At 70.3% G+C, this 18,393-nt stretch carries 16 protein-coding genes; 10 read left to right on the top strand and 6 right to left on the bottom strand.

Annotated features, from left to right (window positions below; genetic code table 11):
• Positions 1-2: 2 nt before the first annotated feature.
• Positions 3-719: an NUDIX hydrolase gene (locus ACAV_RS19435; protein ID WP_013596285.1), complete on the bottom strand. Its 717-nt coding sequence runs from the start codon at positions 717-719 to the stop codon at positions 3-5.
• 136 nt (positions 720-855) lie between these two features.
• Between ACAV_RS19435 and ACAV_RS19440 the strand changes: the two genes are divergently transcribed.
• Positions 856-2,811 (top strand): bifunctional metallophosphatase/5'-nucleotidase, encoded by a 1,956-nt coding sequence (locus ACAV_RS19440; protein ID WP_013596286.1) that lies wholly within the window; start codon positions 856-858, stop codon positions 2,809-2,811.
• Positions 2,812-2,833: 22 nt separating this feature from the next.
• Here the strand turns inward: ACAV_RS19440 and ACAV_RS19445 are convergent, their stop codons facing one another.
• Entirely contained in the window at positions 2,834-3,766 is a 933-nt protein-coding gene (locus tag ACAV_RS19445) for a LysR family transcriptional regulator (protein ID WP_013596287.1), read from the bottom strand.
• Between the two features lie 55 nt (positions 3,767-3,821).
• On the opposite strand from ACAV_RS19445, the gene ACAV_RS19450 reads away from it, so the two are divergent.
• Positions 3,822-4,868: a YeiH family protein gene (locus tag ACAV_RS19450; protein ID WP_013596288.1), complete on the top strand. Its 1,047-nt coding sequence runs from the start codon at positions 3,822-3,824 to the stop codon at positions 4,866-4,868.
• 12 nt (positions 4,869-4,880) lie between these two features.
• Here the strand turns inward: ACAV_RS19450 and ACAV_RS19455 are convergent, their stop codons facing one another.
• The 3 genes from ACAV_RS19455 to ACAV_RS19465 form a co-directional block, all read right to left on the bottom strand.
• Positions 4,881-5,300: a GreA/GreB family elongation factor gene (locus tag ACAV_RS19455; RefSeq protein ID WP_013596289.1), complete on the bottom strand. Its 420-nt coding sequence runs from the start codon at positions 5,298-5,300 to the stop codon at positions 4,881-4,883.
• A 323-nt stretch (positions 5,301-5,623) separates the two neighbouring features.
• Complete coding sequence (locus tag ACAV_RS19460; protein ID WP_013596290.1) at positions 5,624-6,637, bottom strand: alpha/beta hydrolase; 1,014 nt, start codon at positions 6,635-6,637, stop codon at positions 5,624-5,626.
• Between the two features lie 45 nt (positions 6,638-6,682).
• Positions 6,683-7,075, bottom strand: a complete 393-nt coding sequence (locus ACAV_RS19465; protein ID WP_013596291.1) for an OsmC family protein — start codon at positions 7,073-7,075, stop codon at positions 6,683-6,685.
• A gap of 113 nt (positions 7,076-7,188) precedes the next feature.
• Between ACAV_RS19465 and ACAV_RS19470 the strand changes: the two genes are divergently transcribed.
• Together ACAV_RS19470 and ACAV_RS19475 are read left to right on the top strand one after the other, a co-directional pair.
• The gene (locus ACAV_RS19470) at positions 7,189-8,115 is read left to right on the top strand and encodes an AraC family transcriptional regulator (RefSeq protein ID WP_013596292.1); all 927 of its coding nucleotides are present in this window, start codon (positions 7,189-7,191) and stop codon (positions 8,113-8,115) included.
• 90 nt (positions 8,116-8,205) lie between these two features.
• Positions 8,206-9,729: a CYTH and CHAD domain-containing protein gene (locus ACAV_RS19475; RefSeq protein WP_013596293.1), complete on the top strand. Its 1,524-nt coding sequence runs from the start codon at positions 8,206-8,208 to the stop codon at positions 9,727-9,729.
• A 30-nt stretch (positions 9,730-9,759) separates the two neighbouring features.
• Here the strand turns inward: ACAV_RS19475 and ACAV_RS19480 are convergent, their stop codons facing one another.
• Positions 9,760-10,722 (bottom strand): LysR family transcriptional regulator, encoded by a 963-nt coding sequence (locus ACAV_RS19480; RefSeq protein ID WP_013596294.1) that lies wholly within the window; start codon positions 10,720-10,722, stop codon positions 9,760-9,762.
• Positions 10,723-10,969: 247 nt separating this feature from the next.
• Between ACAV_RS19480 and ACAV_RS19485 the strand changes: the two genes are divergently transcribed.
• Genes ACAV_RS19485 through ACAV_RS19510 form a run of 6 tightly spaced genes read left to right on the top strand, consistent with a single transcriptional unit; the run spans position 10,970 to position 18,377 of the window.
• Positions 10,970-11,944, top strand: a complete 975-nt coding sequence (locus tag ACAV_RS19485) for an ABC transporter permease (protein WP_013596295.1) — start codon at positions 10,970-10,972, stop codon at positions 11,942-11,944.
• On the top strand, positions 11,941-12,849 hold the full coding sequence (locus ACAV_RS19490) for an ABC transporter permease (RefSeq protein WP_013596296.1): 909 nt from the start codon (positions 11,941-11,943) through the stop codon (positions 12,847-12,849). Before ACAV_RS19485 ends, ACAV_RS19490 begins: the two co-directional genes overlap by 4 nt.
• A gap of 8 nt (positions 12,850-12,857) precedes the next feature.
• The gene (locus ACAV_RS19495) at positions 12,858-13,844 is read left to right on the top strand and encodes an ABC transporter ATP-binding protein (protein WP_013596297.1); all 987 of its coding nucleotides are present in this window, start codon (positions 12,858-12,860) and stop codon (positions 13,842-13,844) included.
• A gap of 14 nt (positions 13,845-13,858) precedes the next feature.
• Positions 13,859-14,860 carry an ABC transporter ATP-binding protein gene (locus ACAV_RS19500; protein WP_041829378.1) on the top strand — a complete coding sequence of 334 codons (1,002 nt, stop codon included), beginning with the start codon at positions 13,859-13,861 and terminating at the stop codon, positions 14,858-14,860.
• An 11-nt stretch (positions 14,861-14,871) separates the two neighbouring features.
• Positions 14,872-16,464 carry an ABC transporter substrate-binding protein gene (locus tag ACAV_RS19505; protein WP_013596299.1) on the top strand — a complete coding sequence of 531 codons (1,593 nt, stop codon included), beginning with the start codon at positions 14,872-14,874 and terminating at the stop codon, positions 16,462-16,464.
• A complete protein-coding gene (locus ACAV_RS19510; protein ID WP_013596300.1) occupies positions 16,461-18,377 on the top strand; it encodes a CocE/NonD family hydrolase in 1,917 nt (638 codons plus the stop codon). The genes ACAV_RS19505 and ACAV_RS19510 overlap by 4 nt, the downstream gene beginning before the upstream one ends.
• The last annotated feature ends 16 nt before the right edge of the window (positions 18,378-18,393 follow it).

Here is an 18,393-nt window from a genome sequence, read left to right on the forward strand (position 1 = left end):
CTCTAGCTATTCAGGCCCCGCGGCACCACGGACAGGGACCGGCGGAAGGCCTCCCGCAGCCGGTACACCTGCGCCGGCCGGTGCGCCGCGCCGGACTCCATCAGCCCGTCTATTGGCTCCAGCATGCCCAGTTCCTCGATCTTGCGGCGAAAGCTCACCTTGTTCACAGGCTCGCCCAGCACCGCCTCGTACACCGCCTGCAGCTGCGGCAGCGTCATGCGCTCCCCGCAGAAATACACCGGCAGCGACGAGTACTGGCTCTTGGACCGCACCCGCGACACCGCCAGGGCCACCATGTCCGCATGGTCGAAGGCCAGCACCGGCAGCGCGCCCACGGGTGCCACCTGCAGCCGCTCGCTGTCTTCCGGCAACAGCTCCGCAGGCACCAGCGCGCAATAGACGATGGAGACGGACCAGCCGCGCGGATCGCGCCGCGCCCCGGAATAGGTCGCCAGCTGCTCCAGGTAGGGGCTGGCGATGCCCGTCTTCTCGCGCAACACGCGGGCCGCCGCATCCCACGCCGTGGCGTCCTCCTGCGCATGGATGAAGCCGCCCGGCAGCGCCCATCCGCCCGCGTGCGGCCCGTCGGCCCGCCGCAGCAGCACGGCGTGCAGCACCCCGCCCTTCAGCGTCAGCAGCACCACGTCCACCGTGCAGAGGATGGCGGGAAAGCCGGGGTCCGGAACGACGGGAGAAAGAACGGGAGCAGGCGCGGCCATGGATGGACAGGAAGGAAGGGATCGCAACAGATCCGGAGTGTGCCCCCAATCGCTTTCTCCGCCCTCCCCCATTCATCGTTCTGTCACGCCGCGCCGCAAGCATGCGGGCTTTGTCACAAGCAGTAAGGAGAACGCCATGATGGCCAACGTGGGGAAACACAAGCAGCAAGCGCTGCGCCGCATCCTGGGGCACCGTATCCTGGCGCGGAGCGCGGCGGTGGCCGTGGCGGTCCTGATGGCGGCCTGCGGCGGAGGCGGATCGGGTAGCGGAGTCTTCCAGGGCGAGCCGATGGAGCTCACCATCCTGCACATCAACGACCACCACTCCACGCTGGAGTCCAGATCCCGGACCCTTCAGCTCTCCACGGGCGGCTCCACGCCCGCCACCGTGGCCGTGGACGCAGGCGGCTTTCCGCGCGTCACCGCCGCCATGGACGAACTCTCCAGGCGCTCGGCCAACGTGCTCAAGCTGCACGCGGGCGACGCCCTCACCGGCACGCTGTACTTCAACCGCGCGGGCGCCGACGGCGAGGCCGATGCGGCAATGATGAACACCGTCTGCTTCGATGCCTTCACGCTCGGCAACCACGAGTTCGACAAGGGCGACACCGGTCTGAAGAACTTCCTCGACCTGCTGCACAAGGGCCCCTGCCAGACGCCCGCGCTGAGCGCCAACGTGCGCTTCGGCGCCGGCTCCGCGCTCAACGCCGCCAAGGCACCGGGCGCCGTTCAGGCCTCCACCGTCGTGGAACGCGCCGGCCAGAAGATCGGCATCGTCGGCCTCACCGTCGCCGGCAAGACCAAGGCCTCTTCCAGCCCCGATCCGGACACCACCTTCGAGGACGAAGCCACCGCCGCCCAGCGCGAGATCGACCGCCTGCGCGGCCAGGGCATCAACAAGATCGTGCTCATGAGCCACATCGGCTACGACGCCGACCGCCAGATCGTGCCGAAGCTCTCGGGCGTGGACGTGGTGGTGGGCGCCGATTCGCACACCCTGCTCGGCCCGGACGCGCTCAAGGCCACCGGCGTGGGCACGCCCGGCGGCGCCTACCCGACGCGCACCACCGACAAGGACGGCCGCACCGTCTGCATCGTGCAGGCCTGGGAATACGCCCAGGTGGTGGGCGAGCTGAAGGTGAGCTTCGACGCCGACGGCAACGTCACCCAGTGCGCCGGCACACCGCACGTGCTCATCGGCGACAACTTCACCATCGGCGGCAAGGCCCCGACGGATGCGGAATCGAAAGCCCTGCAGGCCAGCGTGGCCGCCACCGGCTTCCTGCGCGTGACGCAGCCCTCCACCGCGGCCACCGCCACCCTGCAGCCCTTCAAGGACCGCGTGGCCGTCTTCAACCGCACCCAGGTCGCCGTGGCGCCCGAGGAACTGTGCTCCCGCCGCGTGCCCGGTGGCGCCGGCTCCACCGACTACAGCCGCTCCAGCGCCGCCTGCAACGCCGAAGGCAGCGTGAGCGCGCGCGGCGGCGACATCCAGCAACTCGTCGCCCAGGCCTACCTCGACGTGGCCAACGCCCGCTACGGCGGCGCCGACATCTCGCTGCAAAGCGGCGGCGGCGTGCGCATCCCCCTGCAGGGCACCGTCTCGGCCGCCCAGGGCATCCAGGTCCTGCCCTTCGGCAACATGCTCTTCCGCCTCGACGTGACCGGCACGGAAGTGAAAGCCATGCTGGAGGACGGCATGGAAGCCGTCTTCGGCACCGGCGGCTCCACCGGCCCGTACCCCTACACCGGCGGCTTGCGCTTCGACGTGAACGCCGCCGCCGCGGCGGGCCAGCGAGTCTCCGGCATCGAAGTGCGCAATGCCGCCTCGGGCGCGTGGGAGCCACTGAATGCCACGAAGACGTACAAGCTGTTCGTGCTGAGCTTCAATGCCACCGGTGGCGATGGGTACAAGACGCTGGCGGCCGTGCCTGCGGCGCGGCGGCTGGATATCGGGGTGCTGGATGCGGATGTGTTTTTCAGCTACATCGAGAAGCAGGGGAAGGATGGGGCGACGGGGTTGCCGGTGCTCAAGCGGTTGCCGCGGGAGTTGTACAGCACGAAGACGTTTCAGGGACCTGGAGCAAGGTAGGAAAACCACCGGCGCCGGGGAGCTACGCATCACCACTTTTTGAAGCGCCTGCATCAAAGCAATACCGCAAAAACGCCTCGCCCCCCGCCCCCAGCGTCCGCTCCCGGTGCGTCACCACCGCCAGCCTGCGGGTCGCGCGGGGCAGCGAGGTCGGCAGTTCCACCAGTTCGCCCCGCGCCAGGGCCGAGGCGACGCTGTGGCGCGGCAGCAGCGCCAGGGCATCCCCCGCGGCCACCAGGGCCTTGACCGCTTCGGGCGTGCCCAGCTCGAAATCGATCCGCACCTGCCCCAGTTGCGCCAGCAGCCAGCGGTCGGCGGCCTCGCGGGTGCCGGAGCCGCGCTCGCGCAGGGCCCAGCGGGCGCCGCGCAGGGCGGCCCGGGTGGCCGGCGGCTTGTGCGCGAGAGGGTGGCCCGGCGCCGCCACGATCACCATCTCGTCGGCCATCCATTCGCGCACCACCAGGTCGGCATGCGTCTGCGGCCCCTCGATGAAGCCGATGTCGGCGTCGAAGGCCGCCACGGCGGCCAGCACGCCGGTGGTGTTCGCGATCTGCAGCTGCACCGCGCTCTGGGGGTGCGACACCTTCCAGCGGGCCAGCAGGGGCGGCAGGATGTGCTCGCCGATGGTCATGCTGGCGGCCACCCGCAGGGGGGCGGCATGCTGGCCCTGGAAGAGGTGCTCCAGTTCGCCGGCGGATTCCACCAGGGACGCGGCCCGGGGCAGGAAGGCGCGGCCGTGTTCGTTGAGCACCAGGCGACGCCCCACGCGGTCGAACAACGCCGCGCCCAGCAGCGACTCCAGCTCCACCAGCGCGCTGCTGGCGGCCGATTGCGACCGGGCGATGCGCTCCGCGGCGGCCCGCGTGGAGCCGTCGTGCGCGGTCGCCAGGAACACTTCCAGGTGCCGCAGCGTCAGGCGCAGACGATCCGGCGATTGACCTGATTTTTGGCTCATGATGAACTGAATTATCTGTTTTTCACCTTATGCGAAAAACATATGCTCATACGCCATGAAGACATATGGCACGCCCTCCCCCTCCGGTTTCTTCCCGCGCTGGCGGTGGTCCGGGCTCGGCCCCGCGGCGGCGCGGGCCGCCGCGCTGTGGCCGGGCCTGCTCGTCTGCGCGGTCATCGCGCTCGCCGCCACGTTCATCGCGGAGCACCAGGGCGGCCCGCAATTGCTCTACGCATTGCTCATCGGGCTGGCCTGCAACTTCCTGGCAGGGGTACCACGCGTGGCGGCGGGGGTGGCAGTCTGCGCCCGCACGGGGCTGCGCTGCGGCGTCGCACTGCTCGGCGCTCGCATCACGGTGGACCAGGTAGCCAGCCTGGGAGCCGCCACGGGCATCGGCATTGCCTGCTCGGTGGTGGCGACGATTCTGTTCGGGGTGTTCCTGGCCGCCGTCATGCAGCGCCCGCGCGAAGAGGGCGTGATCTCCGGCTGCTCCGTCGGCATCTGCGGCGCCTCGGCCGCGCTCGCGGTGGCGGCCGCCCTGCCCCCCACGAAAGAGAACGAGCGCTTCACCCTGCTCGCCGTGGTGGGCGTCACGCTGCTGTCCACCATCGCCATGGTGGTGTATCCACTGCTGCTCAACGCCATGCATGCCTCGCCCCGGGTGGCCGGCATCTTCCTGGGCGGCACCATCCACGACATCGCCCAGGTGGTGGCCGCCGGGCTGATCCTCGGCCCCCAGGCCGGGGAGACCGCCACCATCGTGAAGCTGTTCCGCATCGCGATGCTGGTGCCCATCGTGGCCGTCATCGCCCTGCTCTACCGCGGCCGGTCGGGCGCGCCGGTGGGCTCGCGCATCCCGGCCGTTCCCCCGTTCCTGCTGTGGTTCCTGTTCTTCGTGGCCCTCACGTCACTGGGCGTGATCGGCAGCCGGACCGCCGCGGCCGCGAACGACGCCTCCCGCTGGCTGCTGGTGGCCGCCATCGGTGCATCGGGCATCAAGACCCACTTCGCCGACCTGATGAAGCTGGGCTGGCGGCCCGTCGCGATGCTGCTGGGCGAAACCGTGTTCATCGCCCTGCTGGTGTTCGCCTGGTCCGCCTGAGGCCGCGCGTGTTCAGGTGAGGTAGTCGCCCGCGGCCTCGGGCTGGTGCAGGATGGCCGCCACCGTGGCCCGGCAGTCCTCGCCCTGCGGCGTGCGCCACGCGGCCACATCGCCCACCCGCAGGCCCAGCAGGCTGCAACCCACCGGCGACAGCACGGACACGCGGCCTGCCGCCGCGTCGGCATCCTGCGGATAGCACAGCGTCAGCACCTGCCGGGCGCCATCCGCCCCGTCCGTGCCGCTGCCTTCCAGTTCCACGCGCGAGTTCATGGTGACCACGTCCGCATCCACGGCACGGGAGCCCGTGACGTCCGCCGTCGCCAGCAGGTCCGCGAGCGACGCAGGCGGCAACTGCCGCGCGGCGAGTTTCGAAAGCCGCGCGAAATCGAGATCGGTGAGCACGCGCTCGGGGTGGGGCAAAGGCATCAGCATGCGGAAACACTCCATCGGGATGGGAGCGGCCGCCGCAGGAGCAATCAGGCAGGCAGCCGCAGGCGCGCGGAAGACAGGCCCGGCGGTGGAAGGTTGCGCTGAAAGGAAGGGGAGGAAGAAGGGGGCCGCCGGGCTCAGGAATGTGCAGGCGTGAGCGGACGGCGTCCGCGCCGTGCAGCCGTCCGCGCTCGCGCCGCTGCTTGCAGCGGCACGGTCATGGCGCGGGACGGAAGGGCGGTCATGGGCAGAGTGTAGGCAGGCAGGGGCCACCATGGGCAAAGCCCCTTCGCTTTCTGCCGGATTGGCAACCTCCCGCCGGGCGCTCAGCGCAGGCGTGCCTTGAGTTCCTCGCTGGCCTGGTGCAGTGCCGCGCGCGTGGCCGGCACGTCCGCCAGCGCGTTGAGCAGCCCGAAGTCGTGGATCATGCCGTTGTAGCGCACGGAGACCACCGGCACGCCCGCGGCGTCCAGCTTGCGCGCATAGGCCTCGCCCTCGTCGCGCAGCACGTCCTTCTCGGCCGTCTGCACCAGCGCGGGCGGCAGGCCCTTCAGTTGCTCCGGCGTGGCCCGCAGCGGTGAGGCGTGAATGTCCTGGCGCTGCGCCGGATCGGTGGTGTAGGCATTCCAGAACCACTGCATCATGCCCTTCGTCAGGAAGTGGCCTTCGGCGTATTGGTCGTAGGAAGCATTCTCGAAGCTCGCGTTCGTCACCGGCCAGAACAGTACCTGCGACCGCAGCGCGGGCGTGCCCCGCTCCCTGGCCATCAGCGCGACCACGGTCGCCATGTTGCCGCCCACGCTGTTGCCCGCGATGGCCAGCCGCTTGCCGTCCACGCCGATCTCCGCGCCATGCTCGGCCACCCATTGCGTGGCGCCGTAGATTTCCTGGATGGCCACGGGGTAGCGCGCCTCGGGCGAGGGGGTGTAGTTCACGAACACGGCCACTGCCCCCGAGCCCGCCACCAGGTCGCGCACGAAGCGCTCGTGCGTGGGAAAGTCGCCCAGGATCCAGCCGCCGCCGTGCACGAACACGAAGGCAGGCAGCACGCCGCGCGCACCCGCGGGCCGCACGATGTTCAGCACCAGCGGCTTGCCATCCACGGTGATGGTTTTCTCGCTCACGTCGGCGGGCGGCAGCTTCGCGCCTTTCTGGGCGTTGACCAGCACTTGCCGGGCATCGGCGGGCGAGAGGGTCTCCAGCGGCTGGCCGCCGCCCTGGGCGAGGGCGTCCAGGAAGGCCTGGGTGTGGCGTTCCATGCCGGGGCTGCCAGCGGCGAAAGACAGGGTGGATGTGAGCGCCAGGGCGGCGGTGGCGACGAGTCGGCGGGTGAAGGGCATGGCGGGATCCTCTGTGGTGGGTGAGTGGAAAGGGGGACGGGACATTCAGGCCAGGGTCAGGCGCACATCCAAGGTGTGGCGCATGGCCCTGGAATACGGGCAGACGGTGTGGGCCTTGTCGATCAGTTCGCGGGCCTGGCCCCAGGCCATGCCGGGCACGCTGACCGCGAGTTCGACCTGGATGCCCAGGCCCGATGCCGTGGCGCCGACGGCCACCGTCTCGGTGACCACGGTGGCGTCCGGCAGGCGCAGCCGCTCCTGCGCGGCGACGAACTGCAATGCGCCGAGGAAGCAGTCCGAGTAACCCCGCACGAACGGCGGTTCGGCCAGGCAGGCCGGGGGCATAGCTATCAACACATCCCCGAGCGAGGCCGCGCCCAGGACTGCGCCATGGGCCAGGGTGGCATGGGATCTGTAGAGAATGGGATCGGGCGGCATGGCATCTCCTGGCAACGGGGTGGATGGGATGAAACCGATGGCGTAGTCCACTTTAGGCCCGCGCATTGCACGATAGGCAACAGAAAATCCAGAAAACTTGATACAAAGTACGGATGACTGCTTCCTGTACCGACCGGCTCGAAGCGCTGCTCCACCATTTCCCGGTGCGCACGCGCATGTTCCACGCGGGCGCCCTGTGCGGCGTCACGCACGTCCTGGCACCGGACGGAGGCGGCCAGATGCACCTGGTCCGCTCCGGGCCTGTCGAGGTGGTACGGCCGGGGCGCCCTCCGCTGCAGGTGGAGGTGCCCAGCCTCCTGCTCTATCCGCGCCCCCTGCCCCGGCAATTCATCGCCGGCGCGGAACCCGGCGCCCAGCTGGTCTGCGCCGAACTGGACTTCGAGGGCGGGCCGGCGAACCCGCTCGTGCGCGCCCTGCCGGACGAAATCTGCCTGCCACTCCAGGCCATCGACGGTGCGGGCGACGTGCTGTCGCTGCTCTTCTCCGAAGCGTTCGGCAACAACTGCGGCCGCAGCGCGCTGATCGACCGGCTGTTCGGCGTGGTGCTGATCCAGGTGCTGAGGCATCTCATGGAAACACGGCAGATCGAAGGCGGATTGCTCGCCGGGCTATCGCACCCCCGCCTGCGCAAGGCGATCGTGGCCCTGCACGACCGGCCTGCGCAGGAATGGCCGCTGGATGCCCTCGCAGCGATGGCGGGCATGTCGCGCACGGCGTTCGCCGGCACGTTCCGCCAGGCCATGGGATGCACGCCGGGGCAGTATCTGCAGGGCTGGCGTATCCGGCTGGCGCAGCAGGCCCTGCTGCAGGGGCGGCAGTTGAAGGCCATCGCCGTGGATGTGGGTTATGGCAGCGAAGCGGCGCTCTCCCGGGCCTTCAAGGCACACTGCGGCCTGGGGCCGCGGGAATGGCGCCAGGCCGAAGGCGCTCGCCAGGCCGCGGCCCCCGCCCCGCCCGCCTCGCCCGCGGCGGCCGGGCCGTTGCCGGCGCATTGCACGGACGGCACACGCCCGGCCTGACCGGAACGGGATCGGCGAGGCCCGGGCGCAGGTCCGACAATCCCGCGTCCCCGCCCTCGGCGGACATCCGCACGTTTTCAGGAGACTCCCATGGAAATCGAATTCAAGTTCCTGATCCCCGCGCACCGCCTCGAAGGCGTGGAGGCCGCGTTGCAGCAAGGTCCCTTCACCGCACGCCGCATGGAAGCGCATTACTTCGACACGCCCGGGGGCGACCTCGCCCGCCACGGCATCGCATGGCGCGTGCGCAACGAAGGCGGGACCTGGGTACAGACCGTGAAAACGCTGGGCGACGGGCCGCTGGCGCGCGGGGAGCACAACGCGCCCGTGCCGCGCCCCGCCGAGCCGGCCGGCATTCCCCGCCCCGATCCCGCACTGCACGCCGGCTCTGCCGCGGGCAAGCAGCTCGCCAAGGTGCTGGCGGGCGCCCGGGACGCGCCCGTTGCCACCTACGGCACCGAATTCGAGCGCGTGGCGCGCGACATCCCCCTGCCCGGCGGCGCGATGGAAGTGGCGCTGGATGTCGGCCGCGTGGTGGCCCGCCGCGGCAGTGCGGACGAGGTGTCCGAACCCCTCTGCGAGCTGGAACTGGAGCTGAAGCAGGGCTCCGTGCCCGCCCTCGTGGCGGCCGCCACCCAGTGGGCCCGCACGCATGGCCTGGTGCTGAGCACCCTCTCCAAGGCCGAGCGGGGCGAGCGCCTGCGGGCCGGGCAGGCCGCCGGGCCCGCAGTCAAGGCTGGCGCGGTGCGCGCACCGAAGGGGCACCTCCCGTCAGGGCAGGACCTGCAGCGGACCGTCGTCGCCCACTGCCTGGAGCAGGCCCTGGCCAACGCGAGCGAGATCGCGCACGGCCACGCCGATGAAAGGCACATCCACCAGCTGCGGGTGGGCCTGCGGCGCCTGCGCACCGCCCTGCGCGAACTCGACCGCGTGGCGCCCGGCCGCTTCGATCCTGCGTGGCAGGGGCCGCTGCGCGCCGCCTTCCGTCGCCTGGGCGACCTGCGGGACGGCGGACACGTGCTGGAGCAGATCGGCGAGGCGCTGCGCCAGGCCGGGGCGCCCGCCGTGGACACCGGCGGCGCGCCATCCGAATCCCCGCAGCACATCGTGGCCGATGCCGCTTTCCAGTCCACCCTGATCGCGCTGATGGGGTTCGCGGCCACGCCGGGCCGACCGCCGCAGGCACTTGGCGCCGAGGAGCGCGGGCTGGACGCGGACGCCACCCGGCGCGCGCTGCGCAAGGCCCTGCGCAAGCTGCACCGCGGCATCGCCGAAGATGCGGCCTCGTTCGCCAGCCTGCCGGCCGAACGCCGCCACGGCGTGCGCAAGCGCATCAAGCGCCTGCGCTACCTGGCCGAGTTCCTCGCGCCGGCGCTCAAGGGCAGTGGCAAGGATTTCCTGCGCGACCTGGAGCCCGCGCAGGACGCGCTGGGCCGCCTCAACGACGAGCAGGTGGCGCAAGCGCGGTACCGCCAGCTTGCGGCAAAGCACCCCAAGGCCTGGTTCGCGGTCGGCTGGCTGGCGGCACGGCGCGAGCCGCTGCTGACGGAGTGCGAGCGCGCGCTGCGGCGGTTGACGGAGGGGCCGGAGGTGCGCAAGGGCGGCTTCCGGTAGGCGGGCCGCCGCTTCTTCCCGCCCCGTCTCTCAGGCGGCAGCGCCCGCGGGCAGGCGCGCGCCCGCACGTTCGCCATCCACCACCGTGAAGGCGGCAGGCCCCGCGCGATGCGCCATGGCGCCCATGATGCGGTCGGCCATTTCCAGCGCGAGCGGCTCCGGAGCCTGCCCGGCAAGTGTCGCCATGCCGAGGCGGTAGTCGATGAGTGGGCGGAAGGGCCGGCAGACCACGCCCATGTCCCGACACAGGTGCGCGAACAGCCCGTTGACGATGGAAACGCCCAGCCCCTGGGCAACGAACCGGCAGGCCATCTCGACGGAATGCACTTCGGCGCGTATCTGCGGCAGCATCCGTCCCTGGCGGAAGGCCTGGTCGATCTGCTGGCGCAGCGAGCGCTGGCGCCCGAGCAGCACCAGGTCCACATCCACCAGGTCGGCGCTGCCCACCGTCTCCAGGGACTGCAGCGGATGCCCCGCGGGCATGACGCAGACCGCCTCGGTGACCAGTTCGCTCACCATGGCCAGCCCCGTGTTCAGCGGCGGCGACCGCACCAGCGCCAGGTCCACCTCGCGCCCCAGCAGGGCGACCTCGCCGCTCTCGTAGGTGCCGGCCAGCACCTCCAGCGCCACCCCGGGGTGGTCGTCCAGGAAGGACTCGGCCACGCCGGACATCACGGTCTGCGCCACCGTGCCGGGCACCTGCACCCGCAGCAGCGCGCGCCGGCGCCCTCCCAGCCTCAGCTGGTTCACGTGCCGGTGCAGGGAAGCAGCCCCCGACAGCATGTTCTGCACGTCGGGCAGCAGCACTTCCGCCTCGTGGGTGGGGTGCAGCCTGCCCTTGCGGCGCAGGAACAGCGGCACGCCCAGGTCGTCCTCGAACTGGCTGAGCAGGCGGCTGACGGCCGGCTGCGACGTGCCCAGGCGCTGCGCCGCCTCGATGGTCGAACCGGTGTTCATGAAGGCGATGAACGCCTCGAGCTGTTTGAAATTCATAGGTCGTCCTGCAACGCAGCCAGGCGGATCGATCAGGGTTAACACGCATTCTGCGGAGAACCGCATAGCCAGATACCGGCTGCGCATAACGTTGCCTGCTGCGCGCCATCCCGGGATTATTCGCTTCGTCCGGGCCCTGCCCATCCGGCGAATTCCCGACGGCCCCCACCCACCCGCAACGCCGGCCCCGCACCGGCAAGGAGAGCAAGATGCGCGCCATACACATCCCAGACCACCGCGGCGCGCCATGACCGCGTTCATCATCCGCAGGCTGTGCCAGAGCCTCGTGGTGCTGGTGCTCACCTCGCTGATCGTCTTCGCCGGCGTCTATGCGATCGGCGATCCGATCGAGATCCTGGTTCCCGGCGATGCCTCGCAGGCCGAGATCGACCAGGCCGTCCAGTCGCTGGGCCTGGATCTCCCGCTGCACCAGCAGTACCTCAAGTTCGTGGGCAAGGCGCTGCAGGGCGACCTGGGCAACTCCTTCGTCTTCAACCAGCCGGCCATCCAGCTGATCCTGCAGCGCCTGCCGGCCACGCTGGAGCTCGCCTTCGTGGCACTGCTGCTGGCCCTGGCGGTGGGCCTTCCGCTGGGCCTGGTGGCCGGCCTGAAGCCCGATTCGGCGCTGGACCGCGGCATCATGGCCGGTTCCATCCTGGGCTTCAGCCTGCCGAATTTCTGGCAGGGGATCATGCTGGTGCTGATCTTCTCGGTCACGCTGGGCTGGCTGCCCTCCACCGGGCGCGGCCCCACGGGCGAGATCCTGGGCGTGCACACCAGCCTGGCATCGTGGGACGGCATCCGCCACCTGATCCTGCCGGCCCTCAACCTCGCGCTCTTCAAGACCGCGCTCATCGTGCGCCTGACACGCAGCGGCGTGCGCGAGACCATGCCGCTGGACTACGTGAAGTTCGCGCGGGCCAAGGGACTGCGCGAATCGCGCGTGATCTACGTGCACGTGCTCAAGAACATCATGATCCCGATCGTCACGGTCGTGGGCATGGAGTTCGGCTCGCTCATCGCGTTCGCCACGGTCACCGAGACCATCTTCGCCTGGCCCGGCGTGGGCAAGCTCATCATCGACAGCATCATGAAGCTGGACCGGCCGGTGGTCGTGGCCTACCTGCTGATCGTCGTCGCCATGTTCATCGTGCTGAACCTGCTGGTGGACATCCTCTACTCCGTCCTCGATCCCCGTGTGCGCGTGGGAGCTTCCGAATGATCTCCCCTGCCCCCAAGAAGTGGCTGCCGGGCCGCGACACCACGCTCGGCCAGGCGCTGCACGGCGTGCTGGACAGCCGCCCCGCCACCGCGGCCGCGGCCGTGTTCCTGCTGCTGGTCCTCGCGGCCCTGCTCGCGCCCTGGATCGCGCCGCAGAACCCGTACGACCTCTCCGCCATCACCATCCTCGACGGCCGGTTGCCGCCCGGCAGCCGCGGCGTCTATGGCGACATCTACTGGGCCGGCACCGACGCCCAGGGCCGCGACATGCTGTCGGCCATGATGTACGGCCTGCGCACCAGCCTCGGCGTCGGCGTGCTCAGCGGCCTCTTCGCCATGGCCGTGGGCACCGTACTGGGCCTGGCGGCGGCCTACTTCGGCGGCCGCACCGATGCACTGGTCATGCGGCTGGTGGACCTGATGCTCGGCTTCCCCACCATCCTGGTGGCGCTGATGATGCTGGCCATCCTCGGCCAGGGCGTGGACAAGGTGGTCCTCGCGCTGGTGGTGGTGCAGTGGGCCTACTTCGCACGGGCGGTGCGCGCCACCGCCGTGGTCGAACGCCGCAAGGAATACATGGAAGCCGCGCTGTGCCTGGGCCTGAGCCACCGGCGCGCGCTGTTCTCGCAGCTGCTGCCGAACTGCATTCCGCCCATCATCGTCATCGCGATGATCCAGACCGCCAACGCCATCGCCGCCGAAGCCACGCTGAGCTTCCTGGGCATCGGCCTGCCGGTGACCGAGCCCTCGCTGGGCCTGCTGATCGCCAACGGCTACCAGCAGATGCTCGCGGGCCTGTACTGGATCAGCGTGTTCCCCGGCGTGCTGCTGCTGGCCGTCGTCTTCACCATGAACATCGTGGGCGACCGGGTGCGCGAAGCCCTCAATCCGCGCCTGCAGAAGTGAGAAACCCGATGCCACCCACCCACACCCCCACGCTTTCCGTGCGCAACCTGCGCACCTGGTTCCACACGCGCGCCGGACTCGTGCGCGCCGTGGACGACGTGAGCTTCGACGTACACCCCGGGGAGATCCTCGGCCTGGTCGGCGAATCGGGCTCGGGAAAATCCATCACCGGCTTTTCGGTCCTGGGCCTGATCGATCCTCCGGGCCGCATCGATGGCGGCCAGATCCTGTTCAAGGGAACCGACCTGGCGACGCTGTCGAAGGAGGAACTGCGGCAGTTGCGCGGCAACCGCATCGCGATGGTCTTCCAGGATCCGATGATGACCCTCAACCCGGTCTTCCGCATCGAGAGCCAGATGGTCGAGACCGTGCTGGGCCATGAGCGCTGCAGCCGCAAGGCGGCCTGGGACCGGGCGCGCGACACGCTGGCCGCGGTGGGCATCCCCTCGCCCGCCGAGCGCATGAAGGCCTACCCCCACCAGCTGTCCGGCGGCATGCGGCAGCGCGTGGCGATCGCCATCGCCATGCTGCACAAGCCGGACCTGATCATCGCCGACGAGCCCACCACGGCCCTGGACGTGACCATCCAGGCCCAGATCCTCGCGGAGATGCAGAAGCTGTGCGCCGAGACCGGCACCGCCATGGTGTGGGTCAGCCACGACCTGGCGGTGGTGGCCGGCCTGGCCGACCGCGTCTGCGTGATGTATGCCGGGCGCATCGTCGAGTCCGGCGCCACCGCGGACATCCTGGACCATCCGCGCCATCCCTACACCGTCGGCCTGATCGGCTCGGTGCCGAGCAATGCCCGCGCCGGCCGGCGGCTCTACCAGATCCCCGGCATGGCGCCCTCGCCCTTCGCCCTGCCGCCGGGCTGCGCCTTCAACCCGCGCTGCGGGCACGCCTCGGAGCGCTGCCGCGCGGAGCAGCCGCCCCTGGAGACGGCCGGCGCCCGCAGCCACCGCTGCTTCCATCCCCAGACAGGAGCCCCACTGTGAACACGCCGATCCTGATGCAGGCCGAACAGGTATCGCGCCTGTTCGTCAAGCGCCCCGACTACGCCGAGCGCCTGGCCGGACTGCTGGGCGCACGCGTCGCCACGCAGACCGTGCATGCGGTGGACCGCGTCGATCTGACCATCCACCAGGGCGAGGTCGTGGGCCTGGTCGGGGAATCCGGCTGCGGCAAGTCCACCCTGGGCCGGGTGCTGGCCGGCATCCTGCCGCCTACGTCCGGCACGGTCCGCACGCCGGCCGGCGACCTCTCGCAGCTGGCCGGCCGCGAGGCGCGCGCGCAGCGCCTGGCCACCCAGATGATCTTCCAGGACCCGATGTCCTCGCTCAATCCACGCAAGCGGGTGCGCGACATCATCGGCGAGGCCCCCCTGGCCCACGGCCTCGTGGATCGCCGCGACGGCGACGATTACGTGGTCGATGTCATGAAGCGGGTCGGGCTCAATCCGGACTTCCGCCACCGCTTCCCGCACCAGTTCTCCGGCGGACAGCGCCAGCGCGTGGGCATCGGCCGTGCACTGGCCGTGCGTCCCCGCTTCCTGATCTGCGATGAATCGATCGCGGCGCTGGACGTCTCGATCCAGGCCCAGATCCTGAACCTGTTCATGGACCTGCGCGAGGACCTGGGGCTGACCTACCTGTTCATCAGCCACGACCTGGGCGTGGTGCAGCGCATCAGCGACCGCACCGTGATCATGTACCTGGGCCGCATCGTCGAATCGGGCCCCACCGCCGAAGTGTTCCGGGCACCCCGCCATCCCTACACCCAGGCCCTGCTGGCCGAGGTGCCGCGGCTGTCCCATCGCAAGCGGAGCTTCCATGCCATCACGGGCGAGATCCCGTCGCCGCTGGCACCGCCCCCGGGCTGCCACTTCCATCCGCGCTGCACGCACGCCATGCCGCGCTGCCGCACCGATCAGCCGCTGCTGCGGGCGACGGGCGACGGCCTCCAGGCCGCCTGCCACCTGCTCGACCCCGCGACACCGAGCGCAACTGCCTGAGCCCGCCGACCATGCGATCCCTCTTCTTCCTGACGCGCCGCACGCTGGCCGCCGCCCTGGCACTGGCCCTGCTGCCGGTGCCCGCCGCCTTCGCGCGGCCGCTGCTGACCATCGGACATTCGAGCGAACCCTCGTCCATGGACCCGCTGTTCTCCCGCACCGGCAACAACCAGGCCGCGGCCGAGAACATCTTCGAGCGCCTGGTCTCCAGCGACGAGAACATGCAGTCCCGCCCCGGCCTGGCGGTCTCCTGGCGCGTGCTGGAACCCACGCTCTGGGAAATCCGGCTGCGGCCCGGCGTGCAGTTCCACGATGGCACACCCTTCACCGCCGATGACGTGGTCTTCTCGCTGGAACGCGCTCCCCGGGTGCCCAACAGCCCGGCGCCCTTTACCGGTGCCGTGCGCTCCATCGCCAGCATCCAGGCCGTGGACGCGCTCACGCTGCGCATCCGCACCAAGGCCCCCACGCCCGACCTGATGGAGCAGATCGGCCTGGTCTACATCGTCTCGCGCCATGCGGCCCAGGGAAAGCGCTCGGAGGATTTTAATTCCGGCGCGGCCACGGTCGGCACCGGTCCCTATCGCTTCAAGCGCTGGCAGCCCGGCGACAGCCTGGAACTCGAGCGCAATGCGCACTACTGGGGCCGGCGTCCGGATTTCGACCGCGTGCTGATCCGCTACATCTCCAACGATGCGGCACGCATCTCGGCCCTGCTTTCGGGCTCCGTGGACCTGATCGACAGCGTACCTCCTACCGACGCGAAGAGCCTCCGGAGCCGGCCCGGGATCAGCCTCTTCAGCTCGCCGTCGGCGCGCCTGATCTACCTGGCGCTGGATTCCGCACGCGATGCCAGCCCCTACGTCACCGACGCGCACGGCCGCCCGATGGACGCCAATCCACTCAAGGACGTGCGCGTTCGGCGGGCCATCTCGAAGATGTTCATGCGCGAGCCGATCACCGCGCGCCTGCTCAGCGGCGCCGGCGTGCCTGCCGGCCAGATGGTGCCCGAGGGCCTGGGCGGGTACACGCCCGCGCTGCCGGCGCCCGCCTACGACCTGCCCGGTGCGCGGGCCTTGCTGGCCGAGGCGGGCTATCCGCAGGGGTTCGGGCTCACCATCCATTCATCCAACGATCGGTTCGCCAGCGACAGCGACCTCGCCCAGGCCCTGGCCCAGATGATGGCGCGCGGCGGACTGCGCATCAATGGCGTGGTCACCCAGCCCTACAACGTGTATGCCGGGGCCAGCGCCAGGCAGCAGTACAGCGCCTTCGTCTTTTCCTACGGCAACACCACCGGCGACTCGGCCAACGGGCTCTTGAACGTGCTGGCGAGCTACGACAAGGCAGCGGGCACCGGCGCCTTCAACCGGTCGCGCTATTCCAACCCTGCCCTGGACCGCCTGCTGGCCCAGGCCGCCGTCGAATTCGATCCGGGCCGGCGGGACGCGCTGCTGCGCGAGGCCGCCGAAGCCGGCTTCAACGACGTGGGCATCGTGCCGCTGTATTTCCCCGTGGTCTTCTGGGCCGCGCGCGACGGCATCTCCATCCGCGCCAACAAGGCCGAGCGCACCTCCATGCCCTACATCCAGGAAACCCCATGAACCAGCCCGACACCACGGCGGCCCCCGTGCGCCCCGCCGACGTTCTGCAGGACCGGATGGTGCCCATGCGCGACGGAGTCCGCCTGGCCACGGACGTGCACCTGCCCGCCGGATACCGTCCCGGCATCGATGCGCCGCTGCCCGTCATCCTGGAGCGCACACCCTACGACAAGTCGGGCATCTCCCGCGCGGAGAAGATCGGCGACCGCACCGGCGTTCCCCGCCCCGAAGTGGCCCGCTACTTCGCCGGCCACGGGTTCGCCGTGGTCTACCAGGACTGCCGCGGCCGCTACGCCTCCGAAGGCCAGTTCACCAAGTACCTCGCCGAAGGCCCGGACGGCTTCGACACGCTCGCCTGGATCCTGGCGCAGCCCTGGTGCAACGGCAGGGTCGGGACCATGGGCCTGTCCTATGCCGCCCACACGCAGATGGCGCTCGCCTGCATGAATCCGCCGGGCCTGGCCTGCATGGTGCTGGATTCGGGCGGGTTCTCCGACGGCTACCAGTGCGGCATCCGGCAGTCCGGGGCCTTCGAGCTCAAGCAGGCCACATGGGCCTTCAAGCAGGCCAAGCTGAGCCCGGCCGCGCAGCAGGACCCGGTGGTGCGCGCAGCGCTGGAGGCCCAGGACATCCGCCAGTGGTTCGCCCGCATGCCCTGGCGGCCGGGACACTCGCCGCTGTCCGCCGTGCCCGAGTACGAGGACTACCTGTTCGAGCAATGGCGCGCGGACACCTTCGATGCCTCCTGGCGCCGCCTGGGCATCTATGCCAAGGGCTACTACGACGCCATCCCGGACATCCCCGTGGTGCTCATGTCCAGCTGGTACGACGCCTACGTGCGCACCACGCTGGAAAACCATGCGGGCCTCGCCACCGGCCGCCGGTCACCGGTGCATCTGATCCTCGGCCCCTGGCTGCACGGGGACCGCAACACCACGCACAGCGGCGACGCGGAATTCGGCCCGCGTGCCGCCCTGGACGGCAACGTCGCCACCGACTGGCTGGCGTTCCGCCTGCAATGGTTCCAGCACTGGCTGCAGGACCTGCCGCAGGAGGGCCGCCAGGACCCGGCCGCGCGGCTCTTCCTGATGGGCGGCGGCAGCGGAAGGCGCGATGCCCACGGCCGCATCGATCACGGCGGCGCCTGGGTGCGCGCGGACGCCTGGCCGGTGCCGCAGGCGCAGGCCACCGCCTACTACCTGCATGCCGACGGCCGCCTCGACCGGGAGCCGCCCACCACGGAGGGAGCATGCGTGCGCTACCAGTCGGACCCGCGCCGGCCCGTGCCCACCATCGGAGGATCACTGACTTCAGGCCAGCCCGTGTTCTCGGGCGGCGGTTTCGACCAGCGCGAGGATCCTCGCTTCTTCGGCGTGCAGGAGCCGGGCCTGCCACTGGCCTCGCGCGATGACGTGGTGGTGTTCCAGACCCCGCCGCTGGAACAGGACCTCGCCGTCATCGGACCGGTGACCGTGCGGCTGTTCATCTCGTCCGACTGCCCCGACACCGACTTCACCGCGAAGCTGATCGACGTGCACCCGGCCAATGCCGACTACCCCGAAGGCTATGCCCTGAACCTCACGGACGGCATCTTCCGCTGCCGTTTCCACGCGTCCTGGGAACGGCCCAGCCCGCTCGAGCCGCACAAGGTGTATGGGATCACCATCGAGCCGTTCGCCACCGGCAACCTCTTCCGCAAGGGGCACCGCATCCGGCTCGACATCGCCAGCAGCAACTTCCCCAAGTACGACGTCAATCCCAACAGCGGTGAATCCGCCGCCGAAGCCCGCGAAAAGCGCGTGGCCCTCAACACCCTGCACCTGTCGCCGTCCCACCCTTCCAGCGTGACGCTGTACGTGGCGGATCCGCAGGCCCTGGAGCCGCTGCTCGCGCCGACCCCGCCGAGCGGCTGAGCACACCGCCCCTTCC

Origin of the sequence: Paracidovorax avenae ATCC 19860 (assembly GCF_000176855.2) — a bacterium.
GTDB classification, from domain to species: domain Bacteria; phylum Pseudomonadota; class Gammaproteobacteria; order Burkholderiales; family Burkholderiaceae_C; genus Paracidovorax; species Paracidovorax avenae.